Origin of the sequence: Gimesia sp. (assembly GCF_048262075.1) — a bacterium.
In the GTDB taxonomy this organism is placed as follows: Bacteria; Planctomycetota; Planctomycetia; order Planctomycetales; family Planctomycetaceae; genus Gimesia.
Map to the genome: position 1 here is coordinate 136447 of NZ_JBLXFK010000001.1, position 19039 is coordinate 155485.

General features: G+C 47.9%; 12 protein-coding genes. 1 reads left to right on the forward strand and 11 read right to left on the reverse strand.

The window, feature by feature from the left end:
• From ACN0YH_RS00545 to ACN0YH_RS00595, 11 genes are read right to left on the reverse strand one after another with little or no spacing between them, the layout of a single operon-like run.
• Window positions 1-2181 carry a hypothetical protein gene (locus ACN0YH_RS00545; protein ID WP_417377605.1) on the reverse strand — a complete coding sequence of 727 codons (2181 nt, stop codon included), beginning with the start codon at window positions 2179-2181 and terminating at the stop codon, window positions 1-3.
• A gap of 30 nt (window positions 2182-2211) precedes the next feature.
• Window positions 2212-4095 (reverse strand): vWA domain-containing protein, encoded by a 1884-nt coding sequence (locus ACN0YH_RS00550; RefSeq protein WP_417377606.1) that lies wholly within the window; start codon window positions 4093-4095, stop codon window positions 2212-2214.
• Entirely contained in the window at window positions 4092-4997 is a 906-nt protein-coding gene (locus ACN0YH_RS00555) for a DUF58 domain-containing protein (RefSeq protein ID WP_417377607.1), read from the reverse strand. Before ACN0YH_RS00555 ends, ACN0YH_RS00550 begins: the two co-directional genes overlap by 4 nt.
• Before the next feature lie 6 nt (window positions 4998-5003).
• Complete coding sequence (locus tag ACN0YH_RS00560) at window positions 5004-6020, reverse strand: AAA family ATPase (protein WP_417377608.1); 1017 nt, start codon at window positions 6018-6020, stop codon at window positions 5004-5006.
• A 28-nt stretch (window positions 6021-6048) separates the two neighbouring features.
• Window positions 6049-9087 (reverse strand): VWA domain-containing protein, encoded by a 3039-nt coding sequence (locus ACN0YH_RS00565; RefSeq protein WP_417377609.1) that lies wholly within the window; start codon window positions 9085-9087, stop codon window positions 6049-6051.
• On the reverse strand, window positions 9084-10952 hold the full coding sequence (locus ACN0YH_RS00570; protein ID WP_417377610.1) for an ATP-binding cassette domain-containing protein: 1869 nt from the start codon (window positions 10950-10952) through the stop codon (window positions 9084-9086). Before ACN0YH_RS00570 ends, ACN0YH_RS00565 begins: the two co-directional genes overlap by 4 nt.
• Window positions 10952-12418: a hypothetical protein gene (locus tag ACN0YH_RS00575; RefSeq protein ID WP_417377611.1), complete on the reverse strand. Its 1467-nt coding sequence runs from the start codon at window positions 12416-12418 to the stop codon at window positions 10952-10954. The genes ACN0YH_RS00570 and ACN0YH_RS00575 overlap by 1 nt, the downstream gene beginning before the upstream one ends.
• Window positions 12415-13458 carry an extracellular solute-binding protein gene (locus ACN0YH_RS00580; RefSeq protein WP_417377612.1) on the reverse strand — a complete coding sequence of 348 codons (1044 nt, stop codon included), beginning with the start codon at window positions 13456-13458 and terminating at the stop codon, window positions 12415-12417. The genes ACN0YH_RS00575 and ACN0YH_RS00580 overlap by 4 nt, the downstream gene beginning before the upstream one ends.
• Window positions 13455-15077 (reverse strand): hypothetical protein, encoded by a 1623-nt coding sequence (locus ACN0YH_RS00585; RefSeq protein WP_417377613.1) that lies wholly within the window; start codon window positions 15075-15077, stop codon window positions 13455-13457. Before ACN0YH_RS00585 ends, ACN0YH_RS00580 begins: the two co-directional genes overlap by 4 nt.
• Before the next feature lie 37 nt (window positions 15078-15114).
• On the reverse strand, window positions 15115-16770 hold the full coding sequence (locus tag ACN0YH_RS00590; protein WP_417377614.1) for a hypothetical protein: 1656 nt from the start codon (window positions 16768-16770) through the stop codon (window positions 15115-15117).
• Between the two features lie 29 nt (window positions 16771-16799).
• On the reverse strand, window positions 16800-18452 hold the full coding sequence (locus tag ACN0YH_RS00595) for a DUF1549 and DUF1553 domain-containing protein (protein WP_417377615.1): 1653 nt from the start codon (window positions 18450-18452) through the stop codon (window positions 16800-16802).
• 315 nt (window positions 18453-18767) lie between these two features.
• On the opposite strand from ACN0YH_RS00595, the gene ACN0YH_RS00600 reads away from it, so the two are divergent.
• Window positions 18768-18965, forward strand: a complete 198-nt coding sequence (locus ACN0YH_RS00600) for a hypothetical protein (protein WP_417377616.1) — start codon at window positions 18768-18770, stop codon at window positions 18963-18965.
• Window positions 18966-19039: the final 74 nt, after the last annotated feature.

The window sequence follows — 19039 nt, forward strand, 5'->3', positions numbered from 1 at the left end:
TTAAGTGTCTGACACGATTAACTGACGATAAATAATATCCTGTTGATTTCCTGGAACATACACGACAACCAGCCACTGACGGGGATCGGATGAGTCAAGAATACTCAAGTCCTCAAAATTACTTCCGCCTGCAGGGGATGTTTGGGAGACAATCTGAAATAAGCCCCGCGATTGCCGGGCACACAGATCGTCCATAAAACAGGTCCGTTCCTGAGACTGATCCCGATATTGCGCATAAGGCCGGTTTATGGGGGTTAATAATGGCGTGAGCCCCCCAACTTGTAGCGGGTTTCCCGTCTGAAGTTCTGTCGGATAGCGATTAATAAATCGTTTTGGTTTTCCATCGGTCGTTCCGTGATAGATCAACAGGATGGCATTCTCACCAAATGTCTGCTTAGCCTCTTTCATCAGTCTCTCGCGGCTATCGTCCGAATTCAGTTGATCGGCGGTGATCGATCCCCAGTCGAAGCCAGGTTGTTCTGATTGAGGATAATTTTTGACAATTCGGTTCAGTTGTGGCGTCCATTGAGGCATATTCTGATAGACAGAATATTGTGTCGGCAGGGATCCCTGATAGAAAGGTGCCCCTACCATAGAAGTGGTGGGATTCTGCCGAGAATTGTAGTTATTGTAGCCCCCACCCAGTTCTGTTTGATTAAGTGGACTGAACAACCCTGATTTGATCCTGGTTTCAATGGTCTGATAGGCTCCCGTGAAGAGCAACTCAATCTCATTCTCTCTGACTGGTTCCCCTTTACTATCCAGGTCAATGATCGACAGGTTTTTTCGCTCGTGGGACGCCTGCATAAAATAATTAGAGATGAGAAAAGCAAACAAGGCCACACAAATTGAAATCACAGGAAATGTGATCCAGGTGAAGCGTCGTATTTTAAAGTATCCCAGCAGATAGTACTCTCCAGGGCCGATCATCAAAACATACCCCAGCAAAATCGTTCCGATAATCCAACTGGGGACAATCTGTAATTCTGCCGGCATGAGATCGCTGATTAACATACCCCCGGTAAAAAGAGGTTGATAGGTCATACTGAGGACTTCTAAGGTGGAATATCCATTAGAGTTTCGATAGTTCGTCTGTTTTTCCTGCTGGAAGTAATCCGCGATCAATTGCTGCTCATCCCAGCGCTGCTGTTTGTCATAGAATTTTTTTTGCGACTCTTTCAGTCTCCATAAAAAAAATGGAACTCGAGCTTGTTCATCAGAAGTGAGCAGGCCTTTTTCCAGTGCCTGCTGACGCAGGATCACAGTCCGCCCCCAACCCGTTCTGGAAAACAGGATTTGATTCTTCTCAGAGAAATCAATTTGACCATCGGAATTCTGTAATAACGGAGATCCCGTTTGATTTTCCTGCAGGGCATTGAGAAATTCCAGTTGATTTGCTCCCGTTATTTCACCGGGGAGCACACATAAACTGCCGCCGGAACGAACCCATTGCAAAATTGCTTTCAGATGACGCGACTCTAATGCTTCAAGCCCTCGGGCTGTGATCACCAGGATGTCATACTGATGACAGTCAACGGGAAGCTGTGGAAAGTCTTCCGGATGCAGATGAATGGAATAGGTTTTCAGTTTAAGTTTCAGAGGATAAGCATTTGACATATACTGATTTGCCACGTGAGCGGGCAGGTTAAACTGGTCATAATCAATCTCTACCGGTTCTTTGGGGCTGATCGTTTCAAATTTTAATTGATCCAGGAAGGTTTTCAGAACTGGCATTAAATTTTCGTCAAACGGATCACAGACTCCAACTGCCAGTGTTCTCAGATATCTGCGACCGACTTTCAGAGTATAGGGATCTTTAAAGTCATAACGAGTTTCCGGTGTGATAAAACTGAGCCGTAATTTCAATTCAGGATAGGAACCATCTACCTGCATTGCAGGCAGCATCATGGGAACTTCATGAAATCCCGAATGCAAGGCGACATCATGTGACTGAAATTGTCCAAACTGTTCATTCCCATCATAGGCAGTAACCAGGAAATGGCCTTCCAGCAGGTCGGATGTGGAGACAGAGCATTGCCAGACTAAGGAAATCGGACCATTACCCTTAGGGAATTGAGTCACCTGGTGAATATCAACCGTGATCGGAGTTGTCTGCGCTGCCGCCAGGTGTGCTGTCAAAACACAGGATAACCAGACCAGTGGCACGACTTTCCAATTCATACGTTTTCAACCTGTTTTCTTATATCTGGTTTACGACATTGTTCCTGCCGGGCGTTTCTGGAAATACCACCATTCGCCCAACAGCAACAGAAATGCGATGAAGGCAAACTCCCCCCAGAGAGGCTTGTCACTGTCGATCTGCGATTGAGTCGCGGTAACGGGCACTTCACTGAACTGAATCTCTTCTACTGAAACGAGCGAAGTCTCTAAAGGGTTTAAAAGACTTACACTGATTTTTGTGTTTTCTGCTCCCGCCCCGCTAATGGTATATTGTCCGGTATGCAAAGCGGCGACGCCGGAGATTCGCCCGTTTTGATCGCTCTCAGCACGTAATTCTTTTCCGGCAGGTGTCAGGATCTCATACTGTTTTTCTGGCTGAAACTCCAGTGGAGGGAGCACGGGAGTCGCCGCTGCCTGGGTCTCGGAAATCCCCGCTTCCTGTGATGTTAATTGAATCAGGTTGGATACCATAATCGGAAAACCGACGCGATAAGGCATTGTGGAGCGATCTGTATTAAACAGAAAATAGAATTCGAGTTCGCCTGCATTTCGTTTCTGTAATAACAAAGGTCCGAGACGTCCGTGAATAAGGACTTCGTATCCCAGTGCTTCCAGGTCTTCAACGTTGGCATTCTCTGCCCAGACCGGTTGCTGCGAAATCTGCACATCAGCCAGCTCAACGTGGCGTAAAAAGGCGGAGCTGCGATTCCAGTCGACAACATCGGTCAGATTACTCTCTAACGTGATCAGTTCCTGTAAATCTTCAGGGATAAATCCGACCCCCAGTTTTACGAGTGCAGGTCTGTCGAGATCTTTTGCTGAACTACCAATAATCAGGTCATAATCGGGAGGAGCGGTTGGACTTTTTTCCTGTGGATAGAGAATCAATTCTTTATCATCGGCCAGCGCGTAACGATAACTGGCTAATTCCGGGTCAATGTAGACCAACAGAGATCTTGACTGTGGTATTGTGAGGAACGCACGGTTATCAGCAGCCAGACTGTCTTGCGATCCAGGATATAAAACCGCTTCCAGCTTTGATTCTTTATCTGCAGCGACCGAAAACTCCAGTCGTTGGGAATCCCCACTCCCCAGGACGATCTCTTCCTTAGCGATACTGGTTCCATCCTGCAGCAACTCGACTTGAGCTGGACTGTCTGCCTGTTTCGAATTTTCAACACGAATAAAGACATCCCAGTTACCAGCCTGATTTTTTCGTGCATTGAAGGACGTGATTCCAATATTTGCCCCTGCTGGCGGAAGTAGTTGAAAGTTCAAGTCGAAGGGGAGTTCGAAATTCACTTCACGGGGGAAATTGCCGTCAGAGTAAAACAGAACTGTATTGATCGGAGCAGTACGTGACAGCGCCTGCGTCATACGCAGAGCATCTTCAAGTTGGCTGGGAACATCATCGACCGCTAAATCAGCGAGTGCTTTCTTCAAGACACGCTGATTATCAGTAAAAGCAGTTAAGCGACGGGCAGTCGAACTGACAGCAACCAGTGAGATCTGCTGGTCAGGCAACATGTTGTCTATCAGGTCAGCCACACGTTCTTTCGCCAGGTCCAATCGTGTTTTACCCGACTCCGAATCTGTCGCAGCCATACTCGCAGAACAGTCGATCAAAATGGGTAGATACTCAGCACGTTCCGCACCACTTTGAACATAAGGTTGCATTAACGCTAATACCAGAAACAGTAACAGCAGGATTTGCAGCAGCAGCAAGATGCTGCGTTTGAACCTCTGGAACGGCGAATTCACACGACGGTCATTGATCACCTGACTCCAGAGTGCCAGTGAAGGCACACGCTGATGAGGGCGTTTTAATTTGAGGAAATAAAAGATGACCAGTGGTACCAGCAGCAACAGGAACCAGGCGCCCTGGAGAGCGTAAAAGCCAGGCCAGAAATTCATATGACCCACCCTTTCCGTCTCAGTTGATCAAACAGGACATGTTCCAGCGCATCGCCACTGTTGACCATCAGGAACTTACCAGAACGCTGACGACAGAGAGATGCCAGATGCTCTTCCAGTAAACAACGATGCTCATGATACAGACCTAACAGATCCCCGGCGGAGGAAATATCCAGTGTCTGACCACTTTCACTGTCAACCAGTCTGAGATCGCCATTAATTTCCGGATTCACTTCAGAAGGCGCCAGGATCTGCACACCAAATATTTCCAGGCCAGAACTGTAAAGCAGGTTCATCGGGCGTTGCAAATCGCCAAATGATTCAAAATCCGAAAGCAGGATTGCGATCCCACGGCCACGATGCGATCTCAGAACATCGTCGACTGCACTTTCAATGGGAGAATCGCCACCAGGTTCAATCTGGGATAAAAAATCAAACAGTCGTTTCATGCTGCCCCGACCGGTTGTCGGCAGGAACTGTTGGGGACGCCCTCCCTTATTATGACAGACATAAGCACTGACTTTTTCAAAATTGAGCAGTCCCATAACGCCAAAAGCCGCTGCCAACTGTCGGCAACGCAGAAATTTGTCTTCGTAATCCATGGAGGACGAGGCATCGAGGATCAGAACCACATGCATTTCTTCTTCATATTGATACTGCTTCATGAAGGGGCGGTTCAGCCGGGAAAAGATATTCCAATCGATATAGCGGACATCATCGCCGGGAACATAGTTTCGGTAATCGGAAAACTCCGTACTCGTCCCCCCCTTTCCCGAGAGGTGTTCTCCACGACTGCGATTGGTCAATCGTCTAGTGGGGTTTAAGCGCATCCGCTCCAGCATCGATAACGTTTTGTTATCAAATAAGGTTGTAAACTGAGTGAGTGAAGATCCCTGAGACACTTGAGATTATTCCTTTTCCGGTAGTTCCTGACAGATTCGTTCTACCAGATCTTTCACGCTGATGTTTTCGGCCTGACCGTCATAATTCAACAAAACACGGTGTTGTAACACTTCATTGGCAAAATAGCGTACATCCTCGAAAGCCACATGTGCCCGGCCTTCGCTTAATGCCCGCACGCGAGCAGCTTTGATCAAAGACTGGGCTGCACGTGGACTGGCTCCCCAATGTACGAAACGTCGAATTTCATCAATGGCGAAATCGGTCCCGGGATGGGTCGATAGTACCAGTCGAATGGCATAATCCCGAATGGGTTCGACAACCACCACTTTATCCAGAATGCTCCGCAGTTCCAGGATTTGCTGGCTGTTCAACAATTTCTTCAATTCTACAGGCTGTTTCAGAATCGTCTGCTGCACGATCGTATTCAGTTCGCTCCGGTTCGGAAACGGGACATTGATTTTGAACATGAATCGATCAAGCTGTGCTTCAGGCAGTGGGTATGTCCCTTCCTGTTCAATCGGATTTTGTGTTGCCATTACGAAAAAAGGTTGATCGAGTCGAAAGTGAGTGCCACCTGCAGTCACCGTCCCCTCCTGCATGGTTTCCAGCAGCGCAGACTGGGTTTTGGGAGAGGCGCGGTTAATTTCGTCTGCTAAAAGTAATTGCGTAAAAATGGGGCCCTTGCGAAACTCAAATCGATAAGTGCCTGTTTCATCGGTACTCATGATATTCGTTCCGATGATATCTGCCGGCATCAGGTCGGGCGTGAACTGAATTCGCTGAAAATGCAGATCCAGAACGCGTGACAGCGCTTTGACCAATTCAGTTTTTCCCAGTCCCGGCACCCCTTCCAACAGAACGTTTCCACCGCAAAACAGAGCGTAGAGCGTTGATTCCACCACCCGCTCCTGTCCGATGATCATCCGTGCGATTTCGGTCCGGGCTTCATTGAAAACCTTTTTGAAATGGTCGGCTTCCGCCTGCATAACTATTGGTTCCTCAGTGGTTTCTGGCTGATTCATCTTCATATCTCCACGATGTTAAACGGTCTTATTGATCTTGATCGTCGTCGGAATTTCTGCGGCGTTTCAAATCGAGGAGACGACCCGTTGTTGTCTGATTTCCCTCGGAACCACCCGCTGGTGACACAGGAGGTTCTTTCGATTTCTTGTCGGGTGGTTTTGTTTCTGTTTTACCAGTTTCAGGCGGTCTGGTTGCCTGCTGGCGTTGTTCCTGCAGTTTCGCGATGGTTGACTGTTGATTCTGCTGGTCTGACGGCCCCTTGCGAGAATCCATTTCTTCTGTGACATCCTGTTTTCGCTGCAGGAGAGCACCCATTGTGGCTGTACTGTTTTTGTCATCTTTCCCAAAATTAAACCAGCTTTTGATCGCATACCAGTCCAGTTGAATTCGTCTGATCCCCACATCCAACGGTACCAGAATCGCTAATGCAATCAGGAACCAGTCAAAAATCGGATTAGAGCTCATTTTAGGTGCCCGGCGACCGTAGATGATTTCGGATGCATCATCCAATGGCAGTTGCTGTCCCCCCGTCCGTTCTGCGATCTGATTCAGTACGATCGGATTCGATCGGAATCGCAGAAATTCGGGAGAATAAGGGACGATGAATCCTCCGTTCGCATGATCTTCCCGATCACCTGTTTTCCCGATTGACATGACCTGGTAGCGACCTTTACCCCATAACGGAACGGTAGCCTGATAGCGACGGGGGCTGACCTGTTTGAGAACCACTGTTTCCTGCCGATCATGCGGGCCTGAAATACGGGCTGCCACATTCAAGAATGACTCTTCCGGATGAAAGTCTTCTACCATGATCGTGGCTTTGTTACCCGACGTATGACTCCACATCTTCAGGTGGTCCTGCTTTTGTACCCGCGAGATTTTAATCATCAGTTGCTTGACGAATGCCTGGTAATGATCCCAGTTGACCCAGTCTGCACCCCAGTTAGGTGAGAGATCGGAAGTGAAAGCAGCTGTCGTTCCCAATCCGTATCTCCAGAAAGATAAGATCGGATCAATCTCCCCTTCAGCGTCTTTCTTTTCAGGAGCATTCAGAACCCCTTCCGCCCGAGGTTTGATTGTCGAGAGTACATACCCATGTAACGGTGGAATGGCAGCGATCCCTTTCAGGACAGGAGAGATCATACCGACTTCCGGGGTAATCGTTTCATTCTGTATCATGCTCCGCTTCAGGGTTTTTGATTCTTTGATGAAAATGGAAGGCAACTGATTCGGATCGGAAGGAAAATAGTAGCGTCCTCCCGTCGCACCGGCGATGCCGCGCATTGAGGAGATGTCCTGGCCGCCGTGAGGGAAAATGGCGACCATGGAGACACTGACTTTATTTTTCACGAACTGTCCAAGTAACTGCGGCGTAGGAGGCTGAGGATCACCATCAGAAATGATGATCATGTGCTTGGTGGAAGCATCACTTTTAATTAAGCCATTCAGCCCGAGTTGCATCGTATTGGCAAAACTGGGCATGTCTCCGATCTGGGCACCGTTAATCTTGGGCACCATTTTTTCATAGTCCCCTGCCGGCATCAATTTAAAGAGCCACTTTTCACCATCCATATAGTCATAGACCAGAACACCAACTTCATCCTGTGCCCCCAGAACTTTAATGGCCTGTTTTGTGATCCTTTTTCCCCACGTATTTCCTTCCGGAAATTCACAGGTATGAAGAATAATGGCCAGGGCCCCCTTGGGCAGGACTTTCTTTTTCGTAATGTCCATGGTAACGGGTAACGCATCTTCGATCACAGTGCGATGATAACCGCCCGGGCCAAAGCTGTTATCTCCCCCCACCATCATAAAGCCGATACCCTGATTAAATACAGAATCATGAACGGCTTTCAGTTGGATGACATTAAAAGCATCGGCGGGAACATTGACAAACACGATCGCATCATAAGGCATCAGAGACAGGGAATCGCTGGGGAATTCGTAAGCTGAGACCGTCTCAACAACTCGCTCCCCTTCCTGGATTGCTTTCACCAGTGGTTGCCAGTCGCGTTCGTCACCGGCAGGGTCTGTAACAACCAGAACCTTGCCTTCTCCTTCGACAAAGATGTAGTTCAGAACGGTATTGTTTTCCCTGATCTGGTCTTCGTCGCGTTTCGTTTCGATCGTAGCGGAATATTCATAGTAACCAGCGGAACGTAAATAGATCGGAACTACATAGCGGTTTTTACCAGCTTTAAATGCCACTTCTTTTTCATAAATCGGTTGACCATTTTCTCGTAAAACCAGCTTACCTGAGCCTGGTTTCAATGATGAGAGAACAACCGCTGCCTCATAGTTTTCTCCCAATTTGACAAATCGGGGAAGTTCCAGAGTTTCCAGCCAGACTTCTTTATCATATTCATATTGAAGCGGGAGAACATCAACGGCGATATCGCGAGATTTCAACTCGTCCAGTACTTGTGAAATCGAACCTTCTGTTTCGGTACCATCACTGATCAGGACGATGCGCCCCCGATTTTCTTCAGGTAGCATCGCAGCAGCGAGAGACAGTGTCTGCTGCAGGTTCGTCGCGTCGCGATCAATCCGGGAATTTAAAGCTTCATAGGGAAATGAGACGCGCGGGGGAAGTTCGACTGCTGAGTTCCTGCCGAATACCACCAGACCTGCTTCATCAGTCTGAGGTTTCTCGGTCACCGTTTTCATCACAAATTCCAGGGCGGACTCGACAGAGGATTCACCGATCGAGTCGGAAAGATCGACGGCATAGACCACCGAGATAACATCACGCACACGGACCGACCGCGGTTCTGCAATTAGCATTACAAACAGACCGAGCATCAACAGCCGCGAAATTAAGGCAGCCAGCGCACGTCCTTTGCTTAACCCTCCGTAACCGGCGATGGAAAGCCACCAGACCCAGACAGAAAATAGAATTAATACAAAGGCCCACGGTCGCGCGAACAGCAGTACGCCTGACTGTTCCAGCCCAATACACAAGCCCGCGTAGAGCACCAGAAAGAAAATCAAGGGAACCGCCCGCATCCACGTCACAGGTGTGCGTGGTCGAGGAACTAACTGGCGATAAAGTTCTTTGATTTTCATGGTATCAATTTTACGATCAATCGATTTCCTGTGTCAGCTACGAATACCTGATCTTTGGAATTTACTGAAAGTCCCCAGGGAGTCCGAAATTCTCCTTGATTCGCCCCTGTCCCCCCATATGTCCCTAAGACCCGACCAGACAAGTCGGTTTTGGTGATGCGTCCTGACCCGTATTCCACGATATAAAGCTGCTTTTGATGGCGATTAATGGCAATATCGTATGGGTAATAGAGTGGTACACCTCCGGTTTTCGTTCCCAGAGTTTCGAGAAAAGTGCCCTCATCGGAAAATATCTGAATGCGGTTATTCGCCGCGTCGGCTACATAGATCTTCCCATCATGCCAGATCATACCGGCTGCACGCTGAAATTCTTCCGGGCCGGTCCCAACAGTTCCAAATTCCAGCAGAAAATCACCCTGCTCAGAAAATTTCTGCACACGATCATGATCCCCATATTCACTGACATAAATATGGCCAGCAGGATCCTGCACAATCGACACGGGATAGATAAACTGACCGGGGCCTTCTCCGTATTCGCCCAGCATCTTGACGACATTTCCCTGGTGATCAAAGAACACAATCCGATGGTAATGCGTATCGGCGACTGCGATCTGGCCATTCTTCAGCAGACAGATTCCTTCAGGTTTGCCAATCTCATAATCAGGCATCTTCCACTGTCGATCCAGTTGATCCTCTGCATCATATACCAGAACACGACCAGCATTATCTAACACGTAAAGTTCGTCATCGGGCCCCACATTCAGGCTGCGCGGCGCGGGAACTTTCATTCCCTCTGCGGGGACCGGCCATTGGATGGTTTCGGCAAACCTCAACTGTGGAACTGAGTCAGGTCCACAACCCGCTTGAATGATCAGGCACAACAAAAGCAGCAGCAGTCGAAGGGATACACGGTCACCTCTCTGAAGCTTAGCGCGAGCGGGACGATGAAATAATGTCGTGCTGTTTTGCGGATCTCCTTCGCAGACTACGATGACTTCTTCCATAACCCCACTGAATTTTGTAGCCTGTACCTCACAGACTCCCTGGTCGTCGTTGATAATAGATAGCTGCTCAGGGCGTGCAAAACGTGACTTCCTCTCGCTGCCTGCGATTACTTGAGCCTCAATGATACTCAGGTCATTGACAGGGCCCAGGTAGCTGGCGACCTGGAGAGAGGGGGGATCGTAATACAGCTTTGGCACATCTCCAGCATAAACGATACGCCCCTGGTCCAGGCACACGACATGAGTGGCCTCCTCCAGAACCAGCTCCGGCGAATGGGTAGAAAATACGAGCGAGGTCTGCTGCTCCTGGCAGAACTGATGAATGAATTTCCAGTAGGCGGGCCAATGTGCCTGGTCAACGTGTACCAGGGGTTCATCCATCACAATCACCCGGGCATGGCTCGCCAGCGCACGGGCAACTGCTAACCGGGACGCTTCTCCCTGAGAGAGTTGCCCTGGATATTTAGCGGCCAGCGCCTTCAAATTGAAATCATCCAAGAGTGATTCTGCTGAAAAGTGTGGCCGTTCTGATCGGGGGCAGACTAAAGTCAGATGCTCTAAAACCGTATATTGAGGCCACAGGCCCAACGTATGAGGAACCCAGAACAGATCGACGCTGTTCGTTGCTGACAACGATTCTTCAATTCGTGAAACAGTCCCGCGATCAGGATGTTCGAATTTCACCAGTAAATTCAACAGTGATGTTTTACCGGCTCCGGAATATCCCATAACGGACGTCACACCAGCTGGAATTTCAAGATTGATCTCAGTCAACCGCGTACCGTTTGCCCAGTTCAGACTGACATCCGTCAGAGACCATAGCAGCGATTCAGATTTGGGACTGAGAGTTGATATATTCATTAAACGAACTGACTGAGTTCAGATTGGTTGTTGAAACGAATCCAGATTTTGCGAACGACAGGAAACAGTATGATTGCCAGTAAAACAGGGATACAGAAACTAATCAAACAAATTGCTGATAAAACTGTATTTTGACCATAATGCATCAGGCCATACAGACGGACGGCTGAAGTCATGCCGCTGTTAGGAGCGAGAATAGAGCTGATCGTGACATCCCAGTAAACCCAGAAGGCGAGGATCGCGACTGCCCAGTATTGCATGCGTCCTTTGGTGATCCATAACAAACGACCGCCGTTCTCTACCTGTTGGGGACAAACAGATTGATTCAGTAAATGCGCGAGAAAGAGGGAATCGCTTTTTTCCTGTTTTTGAAAAACCAGCTTCAAGAATACCGCTCTGGGAAAAAGGTAGAACACGAAGCCAGTCAATATCGGCACCGGGGTTCCATAAAGCCAGTTACCAGCCCGAGACAAAAATAAAGTTGCAATGACGAGCGCCAGGGGTAAAGCGCCACACATGCCTGGCACACAACATGTCAGGCCCAATGTCTTAATGAAGCGGGACTGATTCCGGTTAAAAAAAAAGCTTGCCAGCCCCCAGGCAGCAATTGCGGACGTCGTCGCATATAACAGCCCCCAGGCACATTCCTGAAGCGTCCCCATGATCTGTAATCGATTTTGCAGAACACTGGCCATGGAAAGCAAAGCCCCCCAGCTCATCATGCCCAGAGGAACCAGAACCACGCAGCCCGTTGCGACAGTCAGATAGCTGCCAGCAAATAGTCGCCGCATGCGGTTCACTCTTGAACCACAATGCTGTTGCAGATAATGGGGTCGTTTCTCAAGTATTTTCAATAAAGCTAACACACCGGCTACCAGTATCACTTCTACGATCAGCGGACCAATGAGATAGACCAGTGTTTTTCTAACAGGTACCCCACCTGCCTGGGCATCAAAGATCCAGACCGTCCAGGAATCCTGGTACAACAGTGAGGCAATCTCAAATTCCTGAAAGGCCAGCAGAAACAGCAGCGACCACACGGGTAGAATTCGAACTAAAGTATTTCGGAGAAAGAAACTCCAACGTTTAGAGATATGGGAAATCCCAGTCCCGGCGATCGCAGCAGACCTGCGAATGAAATCAGCTTCTGCCGAGATTTGTGTTCGAGCAGTCATGTGATAACAGAGGATTCCAACAGGAACAACTCTTAACAGAACCAGTGAGGAATAGACGAATTCAGCAAGAACAGGAAAATGAATCAGTTGTATCGTCAACAGCGACCAGGCATAACCGACAATCAGTTCAGGAACCAGTAACGGAGCCAGTATCAGTAGCCATAAAAAAAAAGTGAATCGAGATTCCGATTGATCGATCAGATACGACAGTCTCTGACTGAGGAAGACGCCAGTCAAAGAAATGATGATACTGCGTAGCACAGTCACACCACAGATTGTGGTCAGGCTCATTTCAAATACTCCGACTTGAGCCAGTCCAAAACCAATGTTCTCTGTTTGACCAGATCGGATAATGGGTATGCCTGTTTAATGTAAGGGCGAAACTTCTGTACTTCTTCAGGGACCTGATCCCAGTTGACTTTACCTAATGGAATCTGACGTGACTGTGACTTTGATAATTCCAGTTCGACATCAGCTGAAAGCAGGTAATCCACCAGCGTCTCTGCTTGCTTTCGCCTTTTTGTGCCTTTGATGATGGCTACACTGTTGGGAATCAGTAGAGCTTTATCTTCAACTAATACTGGTATTGCCGCTACAGGTTGCCCGGCATCGACGGCAACGAAATAATCATCCGTGTCCGTATATCCCAGAATACAGGCCCCGGAGGCGACCAGATTTTTTACACTGGAGTTTCCGGAGGTGACCTGGATTCCTCGCTTCAATAGAGAATGGTACCACTCTTGCAGTCGCGTTAATCCCCAGGCATCGCAGAGAATGGAAAAATGAGACAGGGTTGTACCGTACAGAGGTTTTGCGATCGCGACCTGCTGCAATGGCCCCGCTAATGTCGTTTCAACATTTTCATAGGACAACACATACGAATCGGTATTAGCAATATAAACGCGCAGACGGGCCGCAAAGCCCGTCCAGCATCCCTCCGGATCTTTGAATTCAGCAGGGATGCTGTCGTAACCTGGTCCCTGATAGGGTTCCAGTAAATCCTGCTCTTTCAAGGCAGCCGTGCCCAGTGTCTGGTTATTCCAGAACACATCACACCGTGGATGATCTTTCTCGCGGATAATTAAATTTGTCAGGCCCAGTGACTTGGTGGCTTCCGTATCAAAACGAGGTTCGACTTTGATGCCCGTTTGCTGTTCGAACTGATTGAGAATTTTCTCTGAGAAAACGGCATCATGGGCGCAGTAGACAACAAGCGCCTCATTCTGGTTCTGGAAATAAAAAACCGCTCCGATAATGATAATGACTGCTGATTCAACAAATGCCAGCATCAACCATCCGGACCAGGTCCTGCGTCCTCTAGTTTGATTCATTTGCCGGTTGCGTTCTCTTCAGTTTTTTTCTCAAGCGAGTTGAAATACTTTTTAATGCCTTCATGATATCCGGGAGGAATCTGTTCCTGCATAATCGCTTCACTCATTCCCTGTTTCAGATCGACGAACAGTTTGTTGTACTCTTTCTGGGCCTCTCCCCGATCACTGAGTCCTTTCGTCTTGAAAGAGAGTAACACTTTACCGGCGGTAATGGCTGACTTTGATTTTTCTGTTTTGAAACCTTTGTCTCCCGTATCATCTTCATCAACTTTGCCTCCGCCTCCCTGTCCTTCTCCGCCGGTGCCTTCTCCCGGCGTATTACCCATCAGTTGCGCGTACAGGTCTTCATAATCTTCCAGTGTCATACAGTTTTCACAGGCTTCCCCATCCAAACCCGACTTATCATTTGCCTTTTTCGCTTTGGATAGAACGGTCAGCGCCTCTTCCAGTTTTTTCAGATCTTTGGCCGACTGTGCGATTTCTTTTAATTCCATTTTCGCCAGATCCATTGACTGCATGGCTTCGCGGAGCGCCTCTTCCTGGGAGATACCCTTGGATCGTGCCATCTGCATCTGTTTCATCGCCCGCTTGAGCGCTGCTGCCATCGCTTTGGAATTCGTCTGCTCACGGGCAAATGATTCCATCTCCTTCATTTTTTTCTGAATCTCATTTTTCAGTTGTTCCCGTTTTACCGGGTCTGTTTCTTTCTGTAATCTCTGTAGTTGATCTTTCAGTTCTTCCATTTCTTTCATCAGAGACTGTGTTGATCCTTCCTGTAGTTCCTTGCTCCATTTCTGCATCCCCTCTGCTTTTGACATTGCTCCAAACTTTTGTGCCTGATCTGTTTTCATCATCATGTTTTTCATATTCTCTTCGGCCCGCTTGCGCCATTGGCCGCCGAGAGATTTCTGATGTGCGGCGAGGGTCTTTGCGTTTTTCTGTTTTTTACCGGGCACCATCTTGCGAAAATCGGATTTCAGGTTTTCAACTGCCAGTTTGACGTCTTTTGATTCTTCGTCATTTTCGCCGTTATCTTTATTTTTTAATTCCGCGAGTCGGGCTTTGGTCGCTTTTTTTGTGTTCTGAAACTCTTTTACTTTTTCCTGTTCAACTTCAGCCGCCTGCACCTTGCCAAACGGATCAAACTGTGGGGTGTATTCCAGTAACAGAAACAGCAACAGAGCCGCAGAACAGCAGATGGAAAATCGTTTGGCCCATACAAAAGGGACCACCTGGGCCGGTTGGATATTCATTGCCTGCTGTTCAGCATCCTGAACCACCAGAGGCTTATAGTTACCCATCGCCTCATCCAGCAGGGTGACAGTCAAAAACAGGTCCCTGGTTTTCTGCTTTTGGTCAATCAGTCGTGCTGCCTGTTCTTTATCGGGTTTACGAAACAGGATAAACGACAGCAGGACTGTCCCGACAGCAACCACTCCCAGTGATGGCAGCGTGAACCAGTCAGTCAGGTATCCTGAGAAACGGCTGAAAAGCATTGCAGCCAGATAGACTCCGAGTGAAATACAAAATGAAACGAAAACCTTGCGTCCATACACAGCCAAAGACAGCCGCTGTTGAACACGATCGATTAATCGAGTGGATTTTGTCATTGGTTCCATTGCTCTCACCTCAATTGACGGAGGAGTAAAACTGTAATTATTCTGTCGTTCCGATGGCTGCTGCTTCTGCCGGGCTGAGCAGTTTATCCTGGTCAGTGTCATACTGTATAAACAAATCCTGATCGAACAGGAATTCCCGTGGCGATAGATCACCATCGCGATTGCGATCCATGCGCTGAAACCAGCGTGGGCCGTTCGATGTTCGGGGGATTGTCATATTCTGTTGCATCGACATCGCTTCTGTTCGCGGGGCAAAAATAAATAACTCTGGTTTTCCCAGTTCAAACGTGATTTTAAAATGCCCTTTCAACTCGCTGTGATCCAGTACCTGATCGCGATTGCCATCATATTCTTTAACGCGTTGCATGCTGTTCCGCAATTCACGAGGGCTTAACCGTCGGTCCAGATCCGCATCCAGGATTTCAAACAGTGATTTTCCATCATTGGCTACTGTCATGACAACCTGATTCTGTACTTCGGCAGTATCTTTAATTAAAAAATCGGTTAATTCTTCGACAAACAGCATCTCGTCTTTATTTTTATCGACTTTCTGATATTTAATTCCCGGCAAATTCAATTGCATATATTCCGCTTCAGTTAAATACCCGTTTTTATCACCATCCACGACACGAAATCGAGTTTGATAAAATCGTACATTATCAGCCAACAGATGGCGGGTACTTTTGACCCTCAATTCCAGTAGTAGCCCATCTATATGAAATTCCATTTTCGAACTTGAAGCGACTTGAACTTCCTTAACACGGTTCGTTGTTTTGTTGAGAAATATCAACTGTGGCCGAAAAGTTTGCTGACGAGGTATTGAAATCTGCAGTTTGACATCCGCCTTGGGATTCTGCAGATAATCGAACAGTTCTTCCCGGTTTAAGAAACCATCCGCGTTCTGATCTGATTCGTATAATTCCAGAGCATTCTGCTGTTCCTGCTGAAAGCAACTGACGGCAATCGCATTCTTTTCGGGATTCGTATGCTCAATATACTTTTTAAAGATCTCATCAATGGCTTTATTGACCGAACGATCGTGATCCAGTCGGAGAAAAGGGGTTTCTACTTCCGTCTGGCGAAAGGGGCTCTGGGGCACTGCATTCAATCGATTGGAATTGAAGGGACGCAATTCGGCCAGATTCAAAACCCCATCTTCATCCCGATCAAACAAAAACAGCGTCTGAGGGCTGGCCTTCAGCTCGGCATCGCTGAGCGTGCCATTCTGATCCTGATCCAGTTTACGAAACAGTTCAATCACCTGAGAACTTCGTGAGGGGACCCCGGCAATTCTGAAAGCAGAACCCTGACCACTATGCAGATATGTTGAAAATTCCTTCAGGTTGAGACGCTGATCGACGGGGTCTAAATCAAGCCGTTTGAGACGTGCCTGTAGAGTACCTTGATCATATCGCCGGATACCAAAGGCTGGTAAATATTTCAATTCCTTTAGATTAAGAACCCCATCTTCATCCTGATCGAGCGAAGCAAACATCCTGTCGATGTAATCATTGCTGATGGAACGGAAATCAGCCTGATCAACCAGCAGGTTGATTTCCAGGATGACAGGAGCAGAGGGGGCCAGCAAAATGATACGCTGGGCAGAATCATTTTTAGCAGCAACAGGCGGTACCTCTCCCGCCTGAATACGGGACGATAAAGGAGCCCCCAATATTCCTGTCGCAAAGAACAAGATAAGAGTTTTCGCTACGGATGTCATTACTAATGATTCAATAAAAACTCGCTGCTGTTTAACAGCGCCCAGAATAGATTGGAATACGCATGAGTTTTATCGTCTTCCGTTTTGGCAGTGGAGACATACTCTGTCAGTCTCTTTATTTCTGAATCAGTGGGAAAACGAGATAATGTGCACAGGTAAAAAGCTTCAATTTTGGCTGAGACTGTTAGTTGGGGAAACTCGACAATCGCAGTAAAAACATCCGATTGTTCGAGGCTGGTGGCGTTTGTCATAAATGCGCCATTCATCAGAGCCAATGCCTGCAAAATTGTTGCCCGCGGGTCCAGTTGATTCTCAGCATCCGTCTGGAACAAGTCTCCAATTTCGGCTTCCGGACTGTTGTTCCCCTGAGAGAACAGGAAAGGATCAACCTCGGAAGTTTGTCGAAAGAATCCGGTAGCCTGCACCAGGTTGGCAAAGATCTGTTCCGCCGTCAGTCCCCGTGTCGGCATTTTTCCATACCATTCAGGTCGGGATTGACTGGAGTCAGTTTCACGACTGGTGAGTTGATAAGTTTGGCTGTTCACAATTTCACGAACCAGGAATTTCAGGTTATATTCATGCTCACGCAAGGAATTCGCCAGCAATTCAAGCAGTTGTGGATGCGAGGCACGATTGGTGGAAGAAAAGTCATCAACCGGATCGATGAATCCCCGCCCGAAAAAGAGACTCCAGACGCGATTTGCAGTCGCTTTGGCAAAATAAGGATTGTCATTGTCAGTAATCCAGTCTGCCAGTTGCCGCCTGGGAGCGGATTGCCCCGGGTCCCACTCGGGTTGAATTCCATCCAGAAACGTGGCGTCCACCAGCCGATTTGTATCGGGAATTTTAATCTGAGGGCGACCTCCTGATTCTCGGAGATTCAGAGCAGTGGCAATCTGATTTGGCTGAGGCTGATCAATATTCGAAAAGAATGCCGCGTACTCCCAGAACTGCTGCTGCTTCCAACTGTCAAAAGGGTGATCATGACATTGAGCACATTCAATCCGCACTCCCAGAAAAGCCCGCGAAGTTCCGGCGGCCAGATTCTCAGGTTTCAACTGCTTCACAATATAGTAGGCACGCGGTGTCAGTTCCTGCACGGGTTCGCCAGACTGATTTTGTGGATTAGCTCCTAAAGGTGAATTGATGATTTGGCGAGCCAAGACATCATACGGAGTATTTTCCTGAAACTTCGAGCGCAACCAGGCTTCAAATTCCGGAACCTGCCCTCTGAATTGGAGGTTCGTCGTTATTTCGGGCAGCAGTAGATCACGCCAGACATTGGTGAAGTGAACGGTATACCCCGGGCTCGCAAGTAGTCGATCTACCAACTGTTCCCGTTTCTGTGGAGACTGGTCTGTAAGAAAACGGCGTAATTCGGCGACAGCGGGTATTTTTCCAGTCAAATCCAGAGAAACGCGACGCATGAACTCTGCATCTGTAGAGCGTGGCGCAGGAATCACACCTTCGCGTTTTTGTGCTTCCTGAATTAATCGATCGATTTTCGCGGACAACAGGCCGTTTTTTTTCTGAACTTGTGAATCTGCAAGTGAAGTATGAGAAGAGAATATGATCAGAGTGAACAGCAACACAATCAATCCAGACAGCCAGCGTGCCTTTTGCCTGAGATCGAATTGGCTTTTGAGTTCACTCAACACTTTACTTCCATCCTCAATCGCATTGATCCTGCCTGATTCAGGGGCCCTCCATATCTCAACTGAGACTTTGAAAAAGATGCCTCCTTTTATATAGTCAATTGTACAACCCCGGATTATGAATACAAGGTCGATCTGACCTGTCCCGCTGCTATCAGAGATCGTTAGAATCGCTGGGGGCGATCAATGTCGCTCCTTTTTACCATGAAAATTCAATTCGCCCGTCTGGTTCACCTGTTAGACCGTTAGACTCTTGTTTTTTGCGTATCTAGTTTTAAATAGCCGCCTCATTTCTAAAAGAAATCCGAATTAAGAATGCTGACTCACCTGAAGTTGTTTATCAAACTGTATAAGGATGATTTATTTGTCATTGCCGCCGGTGCGGGCATGCTTTATTTTGCAACTCTGGACAGAGAGTTGGGGTGGTTCTGGAATATCGCTGGATGCGTGATTCTTTTCTGGGGAATCGCCACTTTATGTATGAATGTCCGTTCCGGAAAAAATCAGAAATAAAGTGTTAGCATCCTCGGCTTCCAATACGCTAACATCAGCGGGTAAGCTTGAATTTACACACCCCCTATTGCAAC

Coding starts and splice junctions, on each gene's coding strand:
- ACN0YH_RS00545 (WP_417377605.1), bottom strand. CDS start 2,181: ATGAATTGGAAAGTCGTGCCACTGGTCTGGTTATCCTGTGTTTTGACA.
- ACN0YH_RS00550 (WP_417377606.1), bottom strand. CDS start 4,095: ATGAATTTCTGGCCTGGCTTTTACGCTCTCCAGGGCGCCTGGTTCCTG.
- ACN0YH_RS00560 (WP_417377608.1), bottom strand. CDS start 6,020: ATGAATCAGCCAGAAACCACTGAGGAACCAATAGTTATGCAGGCGGAA.
- ACN0YH_RS00565 (WP_417377609.1), bottom strand. CDS start 9,087: ATGAAAATCAAAGAACTTTATCGCCAGTTAGTTCCTCGACCACGCACA.
- ACN0YH_RS00570 (WP_417377610.1), bottom strand. CDS start 10,952: ATGAATATATCAACTCTCAGTCCCAAATCTGAATCGCTGCTATGGTCT.
- ACN0YH_RS00575 (WP_417377611.1), bottom strand. CDS start 12,418: ATGAGCCTGACCACAATCTGTGGTGTGACTGTGCTACGCAGTATCATC.
- ACN0YH_RS00580 (WP_417377612.1), bottom strand. CDS start 13,458: ATGAATCAAACTAGAGGACGCAGGACCTGGTCCGGATGGTTGATGCTG.
- ACN0YH_RS00585 (WP_417377613.1), bottom strand. CDS start 15,077: ATGGAACCAATGACAAAATCCACTCGATTAATCGATCGTGTTCAACAG.
- ACN0YH_RS00600 (WP_417377616.1), top strand. CDS start 18,768: ATGCTGACTCACCTGAAGTTGTTTATCAAACTGTATAAGGATGATTTA.